19 protein-coding genes are annotated in these 18,295 nt (G+C 38.5%); 6 read left to right on the top strand and 13 right to left on the bottom strand.

Annotated features, from left to right (window positions below):
* Positions 1–12 precede the first annotated feature (12 nt).
* The 3 genes from L1999_RS07790 (at position 13) to L1999_RS07780 (ending at position 2,246) form a co-directional block, all read left to right on the top strand.
* Positions 13–492, top strand: coding sequence for a YkyB family protein (locus L1999_RS07790; RefSeq protein ID WP_235743028.1), 480 nt, complete (start codon positions 13–15; stop codon positions 490–492).
* Positions 493–731: 239 nt separating this feature from the next.
* Positions 732–932 (top strand): hypothetical protein, encoded by a 201-nt coding sequence (locus tag L1999_RS07785; RefSeq protein WP_215040606.1) that lies wholly within the window; start codon positions 732–734, stop codon positions 930–932.
* A gap of 159 nt (positions 933–1,091) precedes the next feature.
* The gene (locus tag L1999_RS07780; RefSeq protein WP_235743027.1) at positions 1,092–2,246 is read left to right on the top strand and encodes an aminotransferase A; all 1,155 of its coding nucleotides are present in this window, start codon (positions 1,092–1,094) and stop codon (positions 2,244–2,246) included.
* 590 nt (positions 2,247–2,836) lie between these two features.
* Here the strand turns inward: L1999_RS07780 and L1999_RS07775 are convergent.
* The 11 genes from L1999_RS07775 to L1999_RS07725 form a co-directional block, all read right to left on the bottom strand.
* Positions 2,837–3,016 carry a hypothetical protein gene (locus L1999_RS07775; protein ID WP_215040604.1) on the bottom strand — a complete coding sequence of 60 codons (180 nt, stop codon included), beginning with the start codon at positions 3,014–3,016 and terminating at the stop codon, positions 2,837–2,839.
* Positions 3,017–3,089: 73 nt separating this feature from the next.
* Entirely contained in the window at positions 3,090–3,971 is an 882-nt protein-coding gene (locus L1999_RS07770; protein WP_235743026.1) for an NAD(P)-dependent oxidoreductase, read from the bottom strand.
* 158 nt (positions 3,972–4,129) lie between these two features.
* Positions 4,130–4,603: a hypothetical protein gene (locus tag L1999_RS07765; RefSeq protein WP_235743025.1), complete on the bottom strand. Its 474-nt coding sequence runs from the start codon at positions 4,601–4,603 to the stop codon at positions 4,130–4,132.
* A 343-nt stretch (positions 4,604–4,946) separates the two neighbouring features.
* Positions 4,947–6,308, bottom strand: a complete 1,362-nt coding sequence (locus tag L1999_RS07760; protein ID WP_235739642.1) for an IS1182 family transposase — start codon at positions 6,306–6,308, stop codon at positions 4,947–4,949.
* Between the two features lie 128 nt (positions 6,309–6,436).
* Positions 6,437–7,072, bottom strand: a complete 636-nt coding sequence (locus L1999_RS07755; protein WP_235743024.1) for an FMN-dependent NADH-azoreductase — start codon at positions 7,070–7,072, stop codon at positions 6,437–6,439.
* Positions 7,073–7,186: 114 nt separating this feature from the next.
* Positions 7,187–7,330 (bottom strand): hypothetical protein, encoded by a 144-nt coding sequence (locus L1999_RS07750; RefSeq protein ID WP_235743023.1) that lies wholly within the window; start codon positions 7,328–7,330, stop codon positions 7,187–7,189.
* Positions 7,331–7,567: 237 nt separating this feature from the next.
* Complete coding sequence (ptsP, locus tag L1999_RS07745; protein WP_235743022.1) at positions 7,568–9,280, bottom strand: phosphoenolpyruvate--protein phosphotransferase; 1,713 nt, start codon at positions 9,278–9,280, stop codon at positions 7,568–7,570.
* Positions 9,280–9,546, bottom strand: a complete 267-nt coding sequence (locus L1999_RS07740) for a phosphocarrier protein HPr (RefSeq protein ID WP_215040598.1) — start codon at positions 9,544–9,546, stop codon at positions 9,280–9,282. The genes ptsP and L1999_RS07740 overlap by 1 nt, the downstream gene beginning before the upstream one ends.
* A 373-nt stretch (positions 9,547–9,919) precedes the next feature.
* Entirely contained in the window at positions 9,920–11,587 is a 1,668-nt protein-coding gene (locus tag L1999_RS07735) for a glycerol-3-phosphate dehydrogenase/oxidase (RefSeq protein ID WP_235743021.1), read from the bottom strand.
* A 116-nt stretch (positions 11,588–11,703) separates the two neighbouring features.
* Entirely contained in the window at positions 11,704–13,194 is a 1,491-nt protein-coding gene (gene glpK / locus L1999_RS07730) for a glycerol kinase GlpK (RefSeq protein ID WP_235743020.1), read from the bottom strand.
* Positions 13,195–13,251: 57 nt separating this feature from the next.
* On the bottom strand, positions 13,252–13,446 hold the full coding sequence (locus L1999_RS07725; protein ID WP_235743019.1) for a hypothetical protein: 195 nt from the start codon (positions 13,444–13,446) through the stop codon (positions 13,252–13,254).
* A gap of 222 nt (positions 13,447–13,668) precedes the next feature.
* Here L1999_RS07725 and L1999_RS07720 point away from each other — a divergent pair, with 222 nt between their 5' ends.
* A complete protein-coding gene (locus tag L1999_RS07720) occupies positions 13,669–13,857 on the top strand; it encodes a YkvS family protein (protein WP_215040594.1) in 189 nt (62 codons plus the stop codon).
* A gap of 83 nt (positions 13,858–13,940) precedes the next feature.
* Here the strand turns inward: L1999_RS07720 and L1999_RS07715 are convergent, their stop codons facing one another.
* Positions 13,941–14,060 carry a DUF6254 family protein gene (locus L1999_RS07715; protein WP_235743018.1) on the bottom strand — a complete coding sequence of 40 codons (120 nt, stop codon included), beginning with the start codon at positions 14,058–14,060 and terminating at the stop codon, positions 13,941–13,943.
* A gap of 151 nt (positions 14,061–14,211) precedes the next feature.
* Here L1999_RS07715 and L1999_RS07710 point away from each other — a divergent pair, with 151 nt between their 5' ends.
* A complete protein-coding gene (locus L1999_RS07710) occupies positions 14,212–14,823 on the top strand; it encodes a CPBP family intramembrane glutamic endopeptidase (protein ID WP_235743017.1) in 612 nt (203 codons plus the stop codon).
* 28 nt (positions 14,824–14,851) lie between these two features.
* Here L1999_RS07710 and L1999_RS07705 read toward each other — a convergent pair whose 3' ends face one another.
* Positions 14,852–15,898 (bottom strand): YkvI family membrane protein, encoded by a 1,047-nt coding sequence (locus tag L1999_RS07705; RefSeq protein ID WP_235743016.1) that lies wholly within the window; start codon positions 15,896–15,898, stop codon positions 14,852–14,854.
* Positions 15,899–16,114: 216 nt separating this feature from the next.
* Here L1999_RS07705 and L1999_RS07700 point away from each other — a divergent pair, with 216 nt between their 5' ends.
* Positions 16,115–18,274, top strand: coding sequence for an ATP-dependent Clp protease ATP-binding subunit (locus L1999_RS07700; protein ID WP_235743015.1), 2,160 nt, complete (start codon positions 16,115–16,117; stop codon positions 18,272–18,274).
* Positions 18,275–18,295 lie beyond the last annotated feature (21 nt).

Here is an 18,295-nt window from a genome sequence, read left to right as displayed (position 1 = left end):
AAAGGAGTCCATATGTTGAATCATGATCAGAGTTATCCTCGAACTAAATTAAATCTAACGATTGAGAACCTCTCCCAAGCTGTTTTTATCGTGAATCGCCATGCAAAAACAGCGATTAACCCCAAATTTTTATACAAATTAAAACAAGAATCGTTAAAAAAATTGATTGATGAAGGAAAAGCAAGAAAGATTGGCCTTCATTTTTCCGGTCATCCGCGAAATAGCCAGCAGCAATCCGATGTACTTGTTGAGTGTGGAAAATATACATTTCATATTCCCCCTACAAAATCAGATTTTCAGGATCTTCCCCATCTCGGAAAACTAGATGGCAGTGTTAGAAATCCCAAGGCTCATATCTCGCTTAATGCAGCTAAAGCCCTACTGCAATCCTATACAGGAATTTCTGAATGGGAGAATCAAACTTCTTCCCCACGAACAAACCAACGAACCTACCAAAAACCGATTTTCAAAAAATTAGGCGAACGTTACTAATGAATCCAAATCAAAGCCAGGAAGTGTTCTGGCTTTTTTCATATTTTTCTAATAGCTTTGATTTGCTGCCTAATTGCCCGCCGAGCAACCGTCTTTTGAAAACGATTTCATATTTCCGCTACATCTTCTTGAGAATTTTGTGAACAACTGTTGCAACTCATAGACTACTTAATGAATTCGACTTACAATAATGACGTAATAAATTAAGCAGGATTAAACTAATAAAGAGGTGCTTTACAATGAAGGGAACAGCTATCCTTTTTCAGGAACGGAACATTACGTTTATTGAAGATGTTGAACATTCCTTTTTCGAAAACATCAAAGAACAATGTGATTGTAATAATTGCATATGCAAACTTAATAATAAAACAGTAGATTTCGGATCTGTGTCACCTGTTTTTTGGCACGAAGATGAAATTGATTGGGCATACGGATATTGATAAGTAAAAAGTTCATATATAACCACCACAAAACGGTCTTGATCAACAATTCAGACCGTTTTTTTATTTTGGATTAATGAAAAGACGGGAATGGTAGAAATTCACCCCCAAAATAGTCTATAATCATGATAATTATTGTATCGCGGAAGGATGTACATAATGGACCACTTAATAAATAAAAGCGTTAAGAATATCGAAATCTCTGGAATTAGAAAATTCTCTAATCTGGTCGCAGATATGGAAGACCTTATATCCTTTACAATTGGACAGCCAGATTTCCCTACTCCTGACCATGTAAAAGCAGCAGGAATTCGGGCAATTGAAGAGGACTTTACCTCCTATACTCATAATGCTGGTACGCTTGAATTAAGAAAAGCAGCATGCGAATTTGTTGAAAAAAAATATAATTTACACTACAAAGCAGATTCAGAAGTCATTGTTACGATGGGTGCTAGCGAAGCGATTGATATTGCTTTCCGGACGATTCTTGGAGAAGAAGCGGAGGTTTTATTGCCCGGACCTATTTATCCAGGCTATGAGCCGATTATTCGGATGATGGGCGCCGTCCCAGTGCACGTTGATATTCGAAAAAACCAATTCCGGTTTACATTAGAAATGATTAAACCATATATTACGGACAAAACGCGCTGTATTGTTCTGCCTTATCCTTCTAATCCTACCGGTGTGAGTCTATCTAGAAGTGAATTAAAAGAAATTGCCGATTTTATAAAAGAGAAGGACATCTTTATCCTTGCAGATGAAATCTACAGTGAACTTACCTTTGAGCAAAAACATACTTCAATCGCCAGCTTTATTAAAGAGAAAACGATTGTCATTAACGGTTTATCAAAATCACATTCGATGACAGGCTGGAGAATTGGTTTTTTATTTGCCCCTGAATACCTCACCAAACATATTTTAAAGGTTCACCAGTATAATGTGTCTTGTGCAAATTCCATCGCCCAGAAAGCCGCGTATGAGGCCTTGACGGCTGGTATCAATGATGCCGTTGTAATGAAAGAGGAGTATAGCAAAAGAAGAGAGTATGTTCATAACCGTTTAACCGGTATGGGACTGGAGGTGGTGAAGCCTGATGGGGCCTTTTACTTTTTTGTAAAAATCCCAGACGCTATTCCATTAAACAGTTTTGATTTTGCCCTAAAGCTTGCTCTTGATACCAAGGTTGCCGTCGTTCCGGGCAGTGCATTTTCTGAATATGGAGAAGGTTTCTTCCGATTATCGTTTGCTTGTTCGATGGCGGATTTAGAACGGGGACTTAACAAAATGGAATCCTTCTTCAAACAATGGAAATAAGGTTACTATATAAAACCCCCACAAGACTTGTGAGGGTGCTGAAAAAGCCTCTTAAATGTTTGTTGTGTATATACTTTGGCTGCTGATTTCCGCTCCAGGCGGCTTCGCTTTCCACGGGCGTGCCGGGGAGCCTCCTCGGCGCGTAAGCGCCTGCGGGGTCTCCCCTGTCCCGTACTCCCGCAGGACTTTGAATTTTCATCCTCGAATCCGCCCACGCACGAAGGAAATGCGATAGCATTTTCGAGGAGTCTTCGCCGCCTTCCGCTCCAATCAACAGGGTTCTTTTACTTAGTCTAAATTAAAAAGGTATAATTTCTCATGGTTTAAGAGAATTATACCTTTTTTGTTGTTACTTTAAGATTCTTAACTAAAGGTTTTTTTCAGTGCCCCACAAGACTTGTTAGGGTTTTATTGTGAAAAGAAACGCTTTAACTTTGAGAATGGTCCAGCTCCAGCACCCTGCGGCTAGTGTCCTTCGCGTTTCTCCCTACGATAAGTCAACACGAAAAAGCTTTCGCTCTTCGTGTTGACTTTATCTCAGTCGAATCACTCCAGGCCATACGCCGCTAAACGGGCGCTTTCGCTTTTCGTTACTGTCCTTTATATTTACCGTTATTTTTAGAGGCTTTTTCTTTCTTCGCTTTATCTTTGTGGATTTTATTAGTAGCAGCAGAACCCATTTCATGGGCAAATTCTTCATTTAATACTGCCGAGTCAAAGCCTTTTTTATTTTTTTGCTGTGGATCATTCTTTTTTGTCCGTTTAGCCATCATAATCCCTCCTATCAAGAATTAGTTTCTTGAAGTCAGGTTTAATTTATTCGAGCCAAAAAATGGCCACACACTATTTGTTTTTCCAATATTTATATAGTGCTTGTGTACCGCTATTCTCTTCACCCATTTCTGCTAATTGCTCGTACAATGATCTTGCCAATGACAAACCAGGTACTTGCATATCCATTCTCTCAGCTTCCGCTAAAGCAATATTCATATCTTTAATGAAATGTTTTATGTAAAATCCAGGTTCAAAATTACCCTTTAACATTCTCGGAGCAAGGTTGCTTAGAGACCAGCTTCCTGCTGCTCCAGTAGAAATACTTTTTAAAACATTTTCAGGATCTAATCCTGCTTTCTCTGCATAAATGATGGCTTCACAAACACCAATCATGTTTGATGCAATCGCAATTTGGTTTGACATTTTGGTATGTTGACCAGCCCCGGCCTTCCCTTGATAAACAATATTATTGCCAATAAGCTCAAATAAGGGTTTAACGGCTTCAAAAGCTTCCTTTTCACCGCCGACCATAATCGAGAGCGTCGCCTCTCGAGCTCCCACATCTCCTCCGGAAACCGGAGCATCAATGGCTTGAATTCCTTTTGTTTTGGCTGCTTCAAAAATAGTCCCTGCTAAAGACGGGGATGATGTAGTCATATCAATATAATAACTACCAGCTTTACCATTTGGAATTAACCCATTTTCACCTAAGTAAATGTTATCGACATCTGTTGGGTAACCAACGATTGTAAAAATAACATTGGCCTTTTCTGCGACCGCTTTTGGGGTTTCTGCCCACTCAGCACCATTTTCCAGTAGTTCATTCGCTTTTTCCTTTGTTCTAGAATAGACGACTAACGGATATCCAGCTTTTAATAAGTGCCCTGCCATACTTTTCCCCATTACACCTGTTCCAATAAAACCGATTACTGTATTTTCCGGTACTAACAAATCAACTCATCCTCCCTTAACTAATTCTCTCCATTTTACCATTTCTCCGCAAAATTAGCATAAATAAGACCGGTACGTTGAACGTCCGGTCTTAGTGCTCCATCTCCAAATTTATGCACATACTAAGATTGTCCCATATAAATAGTTCTTAAACATGTTTATAACTCAGAAGAAAAATTTGTTAAATAAGCACGCCCCAATACTTCTTTATCATTAAATACTTCAATTGAAACAGCCTGATCCCGCTCAATCAAATTGCGAAGTTCCTGTATATTTAGATCCTCTTTTAACGGAAGCGGGTCCATAAATATGTACTTCTCACTAAGCCCTTTTGTTTCTAAATAATCACCGTTTTGAACTTGCTCTTCACCATAAATAATCTCTCTTTTACCAATAGCCCGTGCTAGTTTATCATCATGAATGGTTACCTTCACTTTATATAATTGGTGCCCATCTAATATTTCATTATTAATCCGGAATCGGAATTGCAGTTCATTGTTTTTTGTAAGTAGGGCGTCTGCATAGCGGTTGACAATCAATTCATTTGAATAAAGTAAGCCGCAGCCACTTAAATACCCAATACAAACGACTCCTATGATAAAGGTACCTATTAGTCGGATTTTCTTGTTCATCCATAACACTCCCTTTTTTCTTACCCTAGCCAAAATACATTTGTAATAAACATTTAGAAAGGTAGATCCGTGGAAAAATATATCTACTTAACTTCCGTTTACTATACCACCGAATACAAGATAGGCATTTCCTGTCTTATATGAATGGGATTCCATAAGACTTCCATCCCTCCTTTTAAATCTATTTTAGGAGGAAACTCTTGGAAAAACAATAGAAAAATGAGACAGTTTTCTGTCTCATTTCAGATTGTAGACAAAAGGCATCCGGATGTGCCAATCTGGGTGTCTTTTTGTTGTTTTTTTGCTCGTAAGAGCAAAAGTTAGGCCTATCCTATGCTTATTGCTACGCCATTTCTGGACTTATCCAAGTCCAATTGGCCATCTTTTTTAAATTCATGGCAGCAAAAGTAAGCATCGCTTGCATGGACAATTTTTTTAGGCCTCTTAAGGTTGTCCAACGCATACCATGCTTTTCCTTGGCATCTGCAAAAACACGTTCAATGGTTTCTTTGCGTTTTGCGTAAATGCTTTTATTCTCTTGTGTCGAACGAAGATATTCGGCTTCTTCTATATGGTGTTCCCAGACATGACGCTGAATGAGTTTTTTATGTTCCTTACTCTGCGTGCATTTTGAAAGTAAGGGACATTTTTCACATTCAATCGGATTAGAGAAGTATTGACGGTAGCCTTCCTTCGTCGTAGTTGCATACTTCAATACTTGTCCTTGCGGACAGATATAACAATCGTAGTATTCATCATAAACATATTCATATTTTTTCATGTACCCCTCTTTCGTACGAGGGCGAGTATAAGGTAAAGCAGGTGTCATATCATTTTCAAATATGTATTGGGCAATAGCAGGTGTTTTATATCCAGCATCAGCAGCAACAGCAGAAGGTTTTCCTTGTTTCTCGATTACCTTTTCCAATAGTGGTTCGAAAATGACACTATCATGGACATTCCCAGGAGTTACAATTGCCCCTAATACAAAACCATTTCGATCAGCGGCCGCATGGAATGAGTATGCGAACTGTTTCGTACGCTCGTCTTTTACGTAATAACCACTCTCAGGGTCAGTAGTACTTTTTTTTATTTCCTTAAATTCCTCTTTCTCAAACTTATCTGGTGGAAATGGCTTTTTATCATGTTCTTCACGGTCTTTATTAATCTCTTCTTGTAGTCTTGCTTCGTATGCTTTCGTTTCTTTTCTAACTAATTTCTTCTCGAATTTATGTTTATTTGCACTTGCTTTTACATGGGTTGAATCTATAAATACATGCTCGCTACTAATCAATTTCTTATCAGAGGCTTCCTTCAAAATACGATAGAAGATCTGTTCAAATAAATCTGTATCTTTAAAACGTCGTTCGTAATTTTTACCGAAGGTAGAGAAGTGAGGCACTTTATCATAAAATCCAAAGCCTAAGAACCAACGATAAGCCAAATTTGTTTCGATTTCTTCAATAGTTCTTCGCATAGATCGAATACCGAAGGTGTATTGGATGAATGCCATCTTAATTAATATCACAGGATCAATGCTTGGGCGTCCTCTTTCAGTAGAATACATTTCTTGAACCAGGGGATAGATAAATGAAAAATCAATAGAAGCTTCTAACTTGCGTACTAAATGGTTGGCCGGCACAAGTTGTTCTAAAGCTATCATTTCTAATTGGTCACGATTTATCTGTGTATTCTTACTTAACATCTTATCCACCTCAAAAAAATTATCTATATCCCAATTATACAAAAAAGACTGCCTACAAACCCTTAATTTTTTCGGATTTGTCGACAGTCTGAAATGAGACAGTTTTCTGTCTCATTTTCATATTTAGATTAAAATGTGTGTGCTAAATCCTTTGCTCGGTTAATGGCATTCTCTTTTATTTCCTGCGCCTTTTCCGGCATGGCATTATGCCCCTCAACAAATAACCCTTCAAGACTTGGTATACCAAAGAAACTCATCATAACACCGATGTAGCGATGACCCATTTCAAGTTGTGCAGCAGGTCCCTCAGAATAAAAACCGCCCCGCGCCTGGATGTGTAATGCCTTTTTATCCGGTAAGAGTCCAATTGGTCCGTTTTCAGTGTATTTAAAAGTTTTTCCTGCTACTGCAACAGAATCAAGGTAAGCTTTCATAATAGGCGGAAAAGAGAAATTCCATAGCGGCGTAACAAATACATATTTATCGGCTGCTACAAACTGATCACTTAGTTCATTTAATCTTCCCACTTTTGCTTTTTCATCAGCAGAGAGTTGATCAAATCCCTGCCCTGAACGAAGTTTGCCCCAGCCACTGAAGACATCAGCATCAATATGTGGGATATTTTCTTTATAAAGATCTATGTGGATTATTTCATCATTCTGATTCACTTGTTTATATTCATTGATAAATGCCTTACCTACTGCCATACTATAGGACTGTGTTTCATCATGCGGGTGAGCTGTAATATACAATACTTTAGCCATTTTCATTCACCTTTCATGTTAATTTTAAAGTCATTATAGTATGATTCAAAAAGGCTGATTATAATCAAAAAAGGAATTTACCAAATTCGGCAAATTCCTTTTTTTAACCTTACATTATTCGTTTGTATCCAAAGAGAAAGGATTCCGACCAATGCTAAGTCTCATTTCATCTGTCATTTGAAAGGTTTCATTAACCAATGCTTCCGCTGCCTGGCCTAGTTGTGAACTTCCATCATAGTGTACCGGTTTTTGTTCCATTCCCATTCACCTCCACCGACTCATATCATTATCATATGTACTTTTAGACCCATTTACTTATCGGACATTTTCGCTTCTTTATACCTATAAAATAATTAAAAAATTAAATACAAAAGGTCCTTATACCCTTTATAATACCTTATTTTTCCTAATTTAGGAACATAATATTATATATTTCAAAGTGTTTATATAAAAAAAAGACCAACTATACGCAGTTGGTCTTTTTTCTATCATTTTTTACTTTGTTGCATTATTAACAGCTTCGATAACTTGGCTGGTAGTTTGCATGTTTAACACTTCTTGAGCCAATTTTTCCATATCGGATTTCTTCAAGTTCCTAATAAGAGAACGAGCCTTCAAAATAGAAGTTGCACTCATAGAGAACTCATCAAGCCCTAAACCAAGAAGGACTGGAATGGCCGTTTCATCTCCAGCCATTTCACCGCACATGCCTGTCCATTTTCCTTCAGCATGTGAAGCATCAATCACCATCTTGACTAGTCTTAAGATGGATGGACTGTATGGCTGGTAAAGGTAGGACACACGCTGATTCATACGGTCTGCAGCCATCGTGTACTGAATCAAATCATTGGTACCAATACTAAAGAAATCTACTTCTTTAGCGAATTGATCAGCTAGAACAGCAGTAGAAGGAATTTCTACCATGATTCCAAGCTCAATTTTTTCAGCCACTGTTTGACCTTCTGATAGAAGCTTAGCTTTTTCCTCTTCAAGAATGGCCTTTGCAGAGCGGAACTCGTCTAAAGTAGCGATCATTGGGAACATAATTTTTAAATTCCCATAGCTGCTAGCTCGTAAAAGTGCACGAAGCTGTGTCCGGAAAATATCTTGCTCTTCCAAACATAGACGTATCGCCCGGAAGCCCAAGAATGGATTCATCTCTTTTGGTAAGTCTAAATATGGCAGTTCTTTATCCCCGCCAATATCCAATGTCCGAACAACGACAGGCTTGCCTGCCATGCCTTCTAGAACAGCTTTATAAGATTCGAACTGTTCTTCCTCAGTTGGAAGCTGGTCACGTCCCATATAAAGGAATTCTGTTCGATATAAACCAACACCCTCGCCGCCATTAGAAATAACACCCTTTAAATCGTTAGGTGTACCAATATTAGCTGCCAATTCAACATGATGGCCATCAGCAGAGATAGTTGGTTCATTCACAAGCTTAGCCCATTCCGCTTTTTGTAGTTCATATTCTTCATGGGTTTTACGATATTGTTCAACAAGTTCAGGGGTTGGATTAATATGTACTTCCCCTGTTAGTCCATCAACAATTACAAGATCGCCATTGTTAATTTCCTCTGTCGCTGTTTTGGTACCGACAACAGCTGGAATTTCAAGTGAACGTGCCATAATAGCTGAATGTGATGTACGTCCGCCGATATTAGTTGTAAAACCTTTTACAAAATTACGATTTAATTGGGCTGTGTCAGAAGGAGTTAAATCCTCTGCAATAATAATAACCTCTTCGGCAATCATGCTTGGATTAACAAGCTGAACGCCTAACAAATGCGCAAGTACACGCTTGGTTACATCACGAATATCCGCTGCCCGCTCTTTCATATATTCGTTATCCATTTGCTCAAACATCATAACGAACATATCTGCTGTTTCTTTTAAAGCAAATTCTGCATTGACTTGATCAGATTGAATTTTGTCTTCAATCGGTGCATTTAGTTCCGGATCGCTTAGAACTAGAAGATGCGCTTCAAAAATCGCTGCTTTGTCGGCGCCAAGGTCTACTCGAGCCTTATCACGAATTGCTTCAAGTTCAGATTTTGAAATTTCCATCGCTTTTCGGAATCGTTCTACTTCAGCAGTTACATCTTCAACTGATTTTTTTTCAAACGATAAATCCGGTTCAACAAGACGGTATGCCTTCGCGATTGCAATACCGTTTGAAGCAGCAATACCCTTTAAAAAAGTCATTATTCAGCCAATCCTTCTTTTTTCATTGTATCTTCAAGTGCTTGTAATGCATCGTTAGCATCGTTGCCTTCTGCTGCAATTTTAATGTCTGCGCCTTGGCCTACACCTAGAGACATAACACCCATAATAGATTTTAGATTTACGGTTTTCCCTTTATATTCTAAAGTGATTTCAGAATCAAATCTGCTAGCTGTTTGTACTAATAAAGTCGCTGGTCTTGCGTGAATCCCTGTTTCTGCAACTACTTTAAATTGTTTTTCTGCCATGCTCAATCAAACTCCTTTATAAATAGTAAGAATAAAACTTGCCTTAACTAAAATAAACATTTCTAATCATTTAGTCAACTAAGAAGCTAAACGACTAGTAAGTAAATTTAGTTCATTTCGCTTTATTTTTCCAAATATAAAAACAATCATACAGTATTTTTATTTTAGATAAGCGATTATTTCATACATGCAAGAATAACATTTTCTCCTTTTTCAGACAATACTTATGTTTAGGTTTTTGAAATGTTCACAAATCTGTCAAAAACATTTATAATCTGCCAATAACATCCGCATTCACCTAAAGATTTTATTGGTAAAAAAGAAGAAAGCTGTCTAAAGCACAGACAGCTGGAAGAGTATACTTATGATATTTTTAAACTTCTTCTCTATCTTCAGGGAATACTGCGGCCTTTAAAGCTTCTTCTAACTCTTGAGAATAGTTCTTCTTATCGTGATCTGTCCAATTAAAACGCATTCCCATATAGGCTATAACTTGTTTTTTCCACTTGTTCACTAAATCGATATTAAACAGGATTGCTCCGGTCCGACGATAAAAGAAGTCAATTGGTGTAACTGTCATTTCCTCCTCGATTCCATAGACCAGCTTAGCAAATAGTGACGGAGGCAGCCCATATTTGTTTACATCCTCTTGATTTTTTTCCAATAAATGAAACACAGTGCCAGCGTTCGCTCCGTACAATCTGGTTAATTTCTCTCCTTCTTGGATTGTTAATCCTGCTTTGACCCCTTTTGTACTCGACTCTTTAATATAGGCTTCAAAATTCTTGGAACCTCCTACAGCTCCACCTGAAATCGGCATTACTTTTGTCTGGCTGCCTGGATATTTTACTCTTTCTTCAGCATAAAATTGTTCTGCTACCAAATCTACAACCGTCTCTGCCATTTTTCGGTAACCTGTTAGTTTCCCCCCTGCAATGGTGATTAATCCAGAATCGGATTTCCATATTTCATCTTTCCTTGAAATATCGGAGGGATTTTTCCCCGCCTCATGGATCAGTGGCCGAACCCCTGCCCAGCTTGACTCGATGTCACTTAAGTTAATATTTACATCAGGGAACATGTAATGGATAGCGTTAATAATATAGTAGCAGTCTTTAACTGTAATATGGGGATGAACGATATCTTCATCATAAAAGGTATCAGTCGTGCCAACATACGTTTTACCCTCACGGGGAATGGCAAACATCATCCGGCCATCAGGCGTGTCAAAATAAACAGACTGTTTTAAAGGGAATCGGGATTGGTCAATAACCAGATGGACACCTTTAGAAAGCTGCAGCGTCTTCCCAGCCTTTGATTGGTCCATTTGTCGTATCGTATCCACCCATGGACCAGCTGCATTGACCACTTTTTTGGCTCTAATCTTAAATGTTTCCCCACTCATTAGGTCCTTTGCTACCACCCCGCAAATTTTATTATTTTTATATATAAGTTCTACTATTTTAGTATAGTTACTCGCGATTGTGCCTTTTTCAAATGCCGCTTTTATTACCTCTATTGTTAACCGCGCGTCATCCGTGCGATATTCAACATAATACCCGCCTCCTTTTAAACCAGACTTCCTAATTAGAGGTTCCTTGATCATCGTTTCTGCCGCTGTTAACATGCTCCGCCGCTCTGATTTTTTTACCTTTGCCAAGAAATCATATAGGCGCAGACCAAGCGAAGTGGTGAACATGCCAAAGGTTCCGCCTTTATAAATGGGAAGAAGCATCCATTCCGGGGTTGTCACATGGGGTCCATTTTCATATACAATGGCTCTTTCCTTCCCTACTTCGGCAACAATTTTGACTTCCCATTGTTTTAAGTAGCGTAATCCACCATGAACTAATTTTGTTGACCTGCTTGAGGTGCCAGCTGCAAAATCCTGCATCTCCACTAATGCCGTCTTCATTCCCCTTGAGACAGCATCCAATGCGATTCCAGCACCTGTTATCCCCCCCCCTATAACTAAAACATCATAATAACCGCTTCGCAGTGTCTGCTGTATTTCTTCACGATGTAAATTAGAAAATTTCATGGTTCCTCACTCCTGTTTGTTATCTATTAAGGCTTATGCCCATATATTAAGGATAATAATAAAAGACCACAAAATGCTGCCTTATTAAAAGATGCTTTTGTGGTCTTCCCTGATATTTATTTAAAAGTCATCGCAGCTTTGACTGCCTTTTTCCAGCCATTATATAAGGAATCTCTGTCTTCATATGGCATCTGCGGGATGAATTTCCGATCAGTTGCCCACTGTTTCGAGATTTCTTCCTTACTGCTCCAGAAACCTACCGCCAGCCCAGCTAGGTAAGCAGCACCGAGAGCAGTGGTTTCGTTCACGATAGGTCTTTCAACAGGAACATTTAGTATGTCACTTTGGAACATCATTAAAAAATCATTTTTGACTGCTCCGCCATCAACCCTAAGTGTTGTTAATTCAATCCCGGAATCCGCCTCCATTGCGGATAATACGTCTTTTGTTTGATAGGCAAGTGATTCAAGTGTTGCCCGGACAAAATGTTCTTTCGTGGTCCCACGGGTTAAACCAAAAACAGCCCCACTTACATCACTATCCCAATACGGTGTGCCAAGCCCGACAAATGCAGGCACTACGTACACCCCGTCGGTTGATTTTACCGTCTCAGCATATCTTTCGCTTTCTCTTGCTTCTTTTATCATTCTTAATCCGTCCCGAAGCCATTGAATGGCTGACCCCGCTACAAAGATACTGCCTTCAAGTGCATATTCCACCGTCCCGTTGATCCCCCAGGCGATGGTAGTTAATAACCCATGTTCCGAACGAACCGCCTTACTGCCGGTATTCATTAACATAAAACAGCCTGTGCCATAGGTATTTTTCGCCATCCCCTTTTCAAAACACGCCTGGCCAAATAGTGCTGCCTGCTGGTCACCTGCCACTCCAGCGATTGGTACCTCTTTACCAAAAAAATGACTATCTATAGTAGTGGCATAAATTTCTGACGAGGGACGGACATCTGGCAGCATCGATTTTGGGACGTCTAAAATCGTTAATAATTCATCATCCCACTTCAGCTCAAAGATATTAAACATTAACGTTCGTGAGGCATTTGAATAATCGGTTACATGTGCCTTTCCGCCAGAAAGCTTCCAGATCAGCCATGTATCAATCGTTCCAAATAGCAGTTTTCCTTGAGTTGCCTTTTCACGTGCCCCCTCTACATGATCAAGAATCCATTTAACCTTGGTACCGGAAAAGTAAGCATCAATGAGTAAACCTGTTTTTTGCCGGAATAAATCGTTATAACCCCTGGCTTTTAATTCCTCACAAATATCACTTGTCTGCCGTGACTGCCAAACAACGGCATGGTAAATAGGCTCTCCCGTTTCTCTATCCCAGACCACCGTTGTTTCCCGCTGATTCGTAATCCCAATACCTGCGATTTGTTCTGGTTTAACTCCTGTTTCTGATAAAACAACCGCAATAACCGACAAAATCGATCCCCAAATTTCGTTTGCGTTATGCTCAACCCAGCCTGGTTTAGGAAAGAGTTGCGTGAATTCCTTTTGAGCTGTATGTACAATTTCTCCACGTTGATTAAATAAAATCGCCCGTGAACTCGTTGTTCCCTGATCTAATGACAAAATATAAGTTTCCACTGGCAGTCTCCCCTCTTCTTTATCTTATTGTTCTTTACAGTCTTTCTTCAGGGCTCACTAACTTCTTGGTTCTTTAAGATATTGATAAAGGACATCTCCGCCACGCTGCCCGATTCCACGGAAATGTTTAAAATCCTTCCTGCTCACTAATACCTTTCTAAAATCCATAAACTCTTGATTGCTCACATAATACTCAGAAAGTTCCCCTGTCATAAGTTTATCTAATATCTCTTTTACTAATTCTTCCTTCATAATGCACCACCTTCACCCTTTATTTTAATGGAAATAAGACTTATTCTCTACCCAGATTTTGTAAGCGTTTCCGATTCTTTTTTTACCGAAACTTCATAAACTATACTAATTCAAAATAATTAACATAATTTACAAATAAAAGCCTTTACGAAATGAAAAAGTTAGTGCAAACTGTTATATAAACATTCATTAATAGTTTTTAAGAGCAAAGGAGAGAGACTAATGAAAAAAGCAGAAGTAGGAAATATCATTGAATTTCGCGGTGGCCTGAAAGGGATAGTGGAAAAGGTAAATGAAAACTCTGTTATAGTCGACCTAACACTTATGGATAATTATCGTGACCTCGAATTGGATCAGCGTACAGTGGTAAATCATAAAAACTATAAAGTGATAAAAGAAAGCGCTTATTAAGTAATAGATTGGTAGAAATGGCAGAGATTGACTGCCATTTCTATTGTGACAAGAGATATCTCGCCAATGGCGAGATTTTTTATTTATCTTCCCTGATCTGTTTCTTTAGAAATCTGCTTTAAAGACTTCACTTTGCCATGGGGATTCTGATCCTGTTTCCGAACTGTCCATTCCCGTTCTTGTTGGCTTTTAGATTTACTCAACTAACTCACTCCTTTCCCTTCCTCTTTATTTTTACCTGGGGATACGTTCTTATCAGCAAAATTGGATAAAATGTTTAAAGAAATCATTTCCTTTTAAAAAACATCTTTGTTAAAATGAATTTTATTGATTGTAAAAAAGGAGCTAGTTAGGATGGAAAAGCGCTTCCTAGATATACGACTTATTCTTGGTTTCATCATCGCACATGCACTTATCTATTTTTCATTCCATGATAAAACAATATTTTGGTATATTTTTTCAGGATCAATCCTTATTCTCATTGCCTATGCCATGTTCCAAGGAGAAGTGGATGATGAGGCATCATTTGCCAAATATATATTTTTCGGAGCTTTATCAGGTTTCATATTATATTTTATTTTTTGGTTTGGATTTAAAACTATCCAAATAATGGATCTTCCTTTTGAAAAATCCATTAAGAAATTGTACCGTTGGTATGCGCCGAACGCTTTTTGGCAGTATATTGCCCTTATATTAGTTGCGGCACCAGGAGAAGAACTTTTCTGGCGCGGATTTATTCAAAAAAGTCTTTTAAAGTATTTCAAACCTATTTGGAGCATTTTACTTGGTGCAGCTCTTTACGCATCCGTTCATATGTATTCAGGTTCTTTCTTATTGGTTTTTGTAGCCTTTCTGTCAGGAACTGCCTGGGGAGGACTATATTATTGGAAAAGAAGCATGCCGCTTGTTATTGTCTCACATCTCATTTTTGATATAATGATTTTTATGATTAAGCCATTAACATAAGAACAGCTGTCCGGTGACAGCTGTTTATTTATTTTTTATCGATGTGAAAGGGCTTCATCCACAGTAATATAAAAAAGGTCATGCAGATATACCCAAACAACGGATATAAATAGGATAGTAACGTACCATAGTTCACAAGACTTATCAGATAGGAAACTAAAAAAATCGCCGCGACGGAAACAATAGTAGGAATCGATAAATATTGCTTCAATTGACGATCAAGCCCAAAGACATTTCCAATTACTGATGTGAAAATTTCTCCATAAATCACAAGAACATAAATCCAATATAGGAATGGTGCCAATTTTTTCATGACAATCGCCATTGGAATATTGTACATGTCTAGATCGGGCAGCATGATTAAAGTAAAATGACTCGCACATAAAATTAAGGTTAACGCAGCACCTCCAAGAATCCCCCCCCATTTAATCGTCCAATCCTCTTTTACCTCCGTTGCAATTGGTACTAGGACGGCCTGAGCAAGCCCAAGATTCAATGCAACATAAGAAAAAGGAGCCACTACACTTTTCCAGCCATCGTCAGCATGAGGGATAAATAATAATTGATCCATAAAATTCGGTAACTGTATTGAAAAGACCATCAGGATTAAACTAAAACTAATCATTAAAGGAACTACAAACGTATTAACTGCAAATAGCCCTTTTGTACCTACTAACATCACTAGTATTGAAAGAATAATCGTCAGAAACACACCGACGTTCTTCGATAGACCCAATTGTTCCTCAAACACTGCCCCTGCGCCTGAAAGCATCACAGCACTAACACCAAGTAACATAAAGAGCATGAAAACATTGATAATACGGCTTGGCCATTTTCCAAATAAATACGCATTAAACTCTTGGTACGATTTTGCATCTATATAGGCGGCCATCCTCATAAGCTTCGAACCCAAAGCAATAAAAAGATATCCGCTCATGATTATACTGAGTAGACCGAAGAAACCAAATCGAGAAAAAAACTCAACAATTTCTTTTCCTGTCGCAAATCCGGCCCCTACTACAGTTCCCACATAAACTGCAGCAATTTGAAAAGCTTGAGTCCAATTCTTCTTCACCTCATCTCCCCCTTATCATCAATATATGAGACAAGGGACAAACAAAGACGAGCTTTTTCATGTTTAAGGAAAGAGATTTACGCTGTCTTTGGTAATCATTTCTATAAACAAACTACTTGAAAGTCAAAAAAGGTCAGAGTATACTATGTTCATAAGGTCAAATATAGTCAAAGTCAAACTTTAAATAATTTATATATACTAGGAGGTAATTTGCTTATGCTTTGTCAACAATGCCAGCAAAATCAGGCCAATGTACAATTAAACTTAAATTTCAATGGACAACGTAAGGAAATGAAACTCTGCCACGAATGCTATGCCAAAGAAAAGCAATCCCTAGGAGCTGGATTTGGTTCAAATATGAGTTCATTTTCTAACTTCCCATTTGATAACTTTTTTACTGCAAAAGGATTCCCACAAAATGATGCAATGATGGACCAGACATCTCCAAACGAGGACAGTCATAATAGTCATAACGGTTTTATCGATCAGTTTGGAAGAAATCTTAGCACAATGGCAAAGGCAGGTTTAATTGACCCAGTCATTGGTCGTGATGAAGAAATTAACCGGGTAATTGAAATTCTAAATAGAAGAAATAAAAATAATCCTGTCTTAATTGGTGAACCAGGTGTCGGAAAAACGGCAATTGCAGAAGGTTTAGCATTGAAAATTGCAAGCGGTGATGTCCCTGGTAAATTACGCAATAAAGAAATTTACTTATTAGATGTTGCTTCACTTGTTGCAAATACCGGTATCCGTGGTCAATTTGAAGAAAGAATGAAACAGTTAATCTCAGAACTACAGAATCGAAAAAATATCATTCTTTTCATTGATGAGATTCATCTACTTGTTGGTGCCGGTTCTGCTGAAGGTTCCATGGACGCAGGGAATATCTTAAAGCCAGCTCTTGCAAGAGGCGAGTTACAAGTAGTCGGTGCTACCACGTTGAAAGAATATCGACAAATTGAAAAAGACTCTGCCCTAGAACGACGCTTCCAGCCTATTCATGTTCTTGAGCCTACACCCGAAGCAGCAATTGAAATTTTAAAAGGTATTCAAAAGAAATATGAAGACTATCACAACGTCACTTATTCTGAGGAAGCCATTCACGCTTGTGTACAGTTGTCCCAACGTTATATCCAAGACCGCTTCTTACCGGATAAAGCCATTGATTTACTAGACGAAGCCGGCTCTAAATTAAATCTTACTTTAGAGGACAAAAACACGGAAAAAGTGGAACAACGTTTAAAAGAGATTGCGCACGAAAAAGAAGAAGCACTCAAAAATGAACAATACGAGAAGGCAGCTGTACTCCGTGATGAGGAAGCAAAACTAGAAAAGACAGTAAATGCAGACCCAACTGGAAGCCGACCTGTTGTAACGGTCTCTCATATTCAAGAAATCATTGAAGAAAAAACAAAAATTCCAGTTGGCAAACTACAGCAAGATGAACAGCTTAAAATGCGAGAATTAGAAGCTAATCTCAATAAAAAGGTTATCGGTCAGGAAAAGGCGGTTAAAAAAGTAGCGAAGGCGATCAGACGAAGCCGTGCTGGCTTAAAATCGAAGTATCGTCCAATTGGATCGTTCCTGTTTGTTGGTCCGACTGGGGTTGGTAAAACTGAGCTAACTAAAACACTTGCCGAAGAATTATTTGGCAGCAAGGATACCATGGTTCGTCTCGATATGAGCGAATATATGGAAAAACACAGCGTATCTAAATTAATCGGTTCACCTCCAGGTTATATTGGCCACGATGAGGCAGGACAGCTAACAGAGAAGGTCCGCAGGAATCCTTATAGCATTATTTTATTAGATGAAATTGAAAAGGCCCATCCAGATGTTCAGCATATGTTCCTGCAAATACTTGAAGATGGACGTCTTACAGACAGTCAGGGAAGAGTGGTAAGCTTTAAAGACACAGTCATTATTATGACAAGTAATGCAGGAGTAAGTCACAAAACCATTCACGTAGGGTTTGGAGCTAGTGATGCAATTGAGGAAGCAAGCATCCTTGACTCCCTTGGCAGCTTCTTTAAGCCAGAATTCTTAAACCGATTTGACAGCATTATTGAATTTAATGCCCTTGATAAGGAGCATATCTTATCAATCGTCGAATTAATGGTACAAGATTTACAAAAAACATTAACTGAGCAAAACATTGAATTCAGTATTACTAAAGAGACAAAAGAAAAATTAGCTGAACTAGGCTATCACCCAGCTTTTGGCGCACGTCCACTTCGCAGGGTAATTCAAGAGCAGCTCGAGGATAAGATTGCTGACTTTATTTTAGAAGAACCTGATGCCAAAAAATTAGTCGCTGTCCTAGAAAATGGGGAATTAAAGGTCGTTTCTGAAGCAGTCTCATGTCAATCGTAAAAAAAGCGAAGCCGCAATTTT

This window comes from Neobacillus drentensis, assembly GCF_021560175.1.
GTDB lineage: Bacteria > Bacillota > Bacilli > Bacillales > Cytobacillaceae > Neobacillus > Neobacillus drentensis_A.
This window is presented reverse-complemented; position numbering and strand designations above follow the sequence as displayed.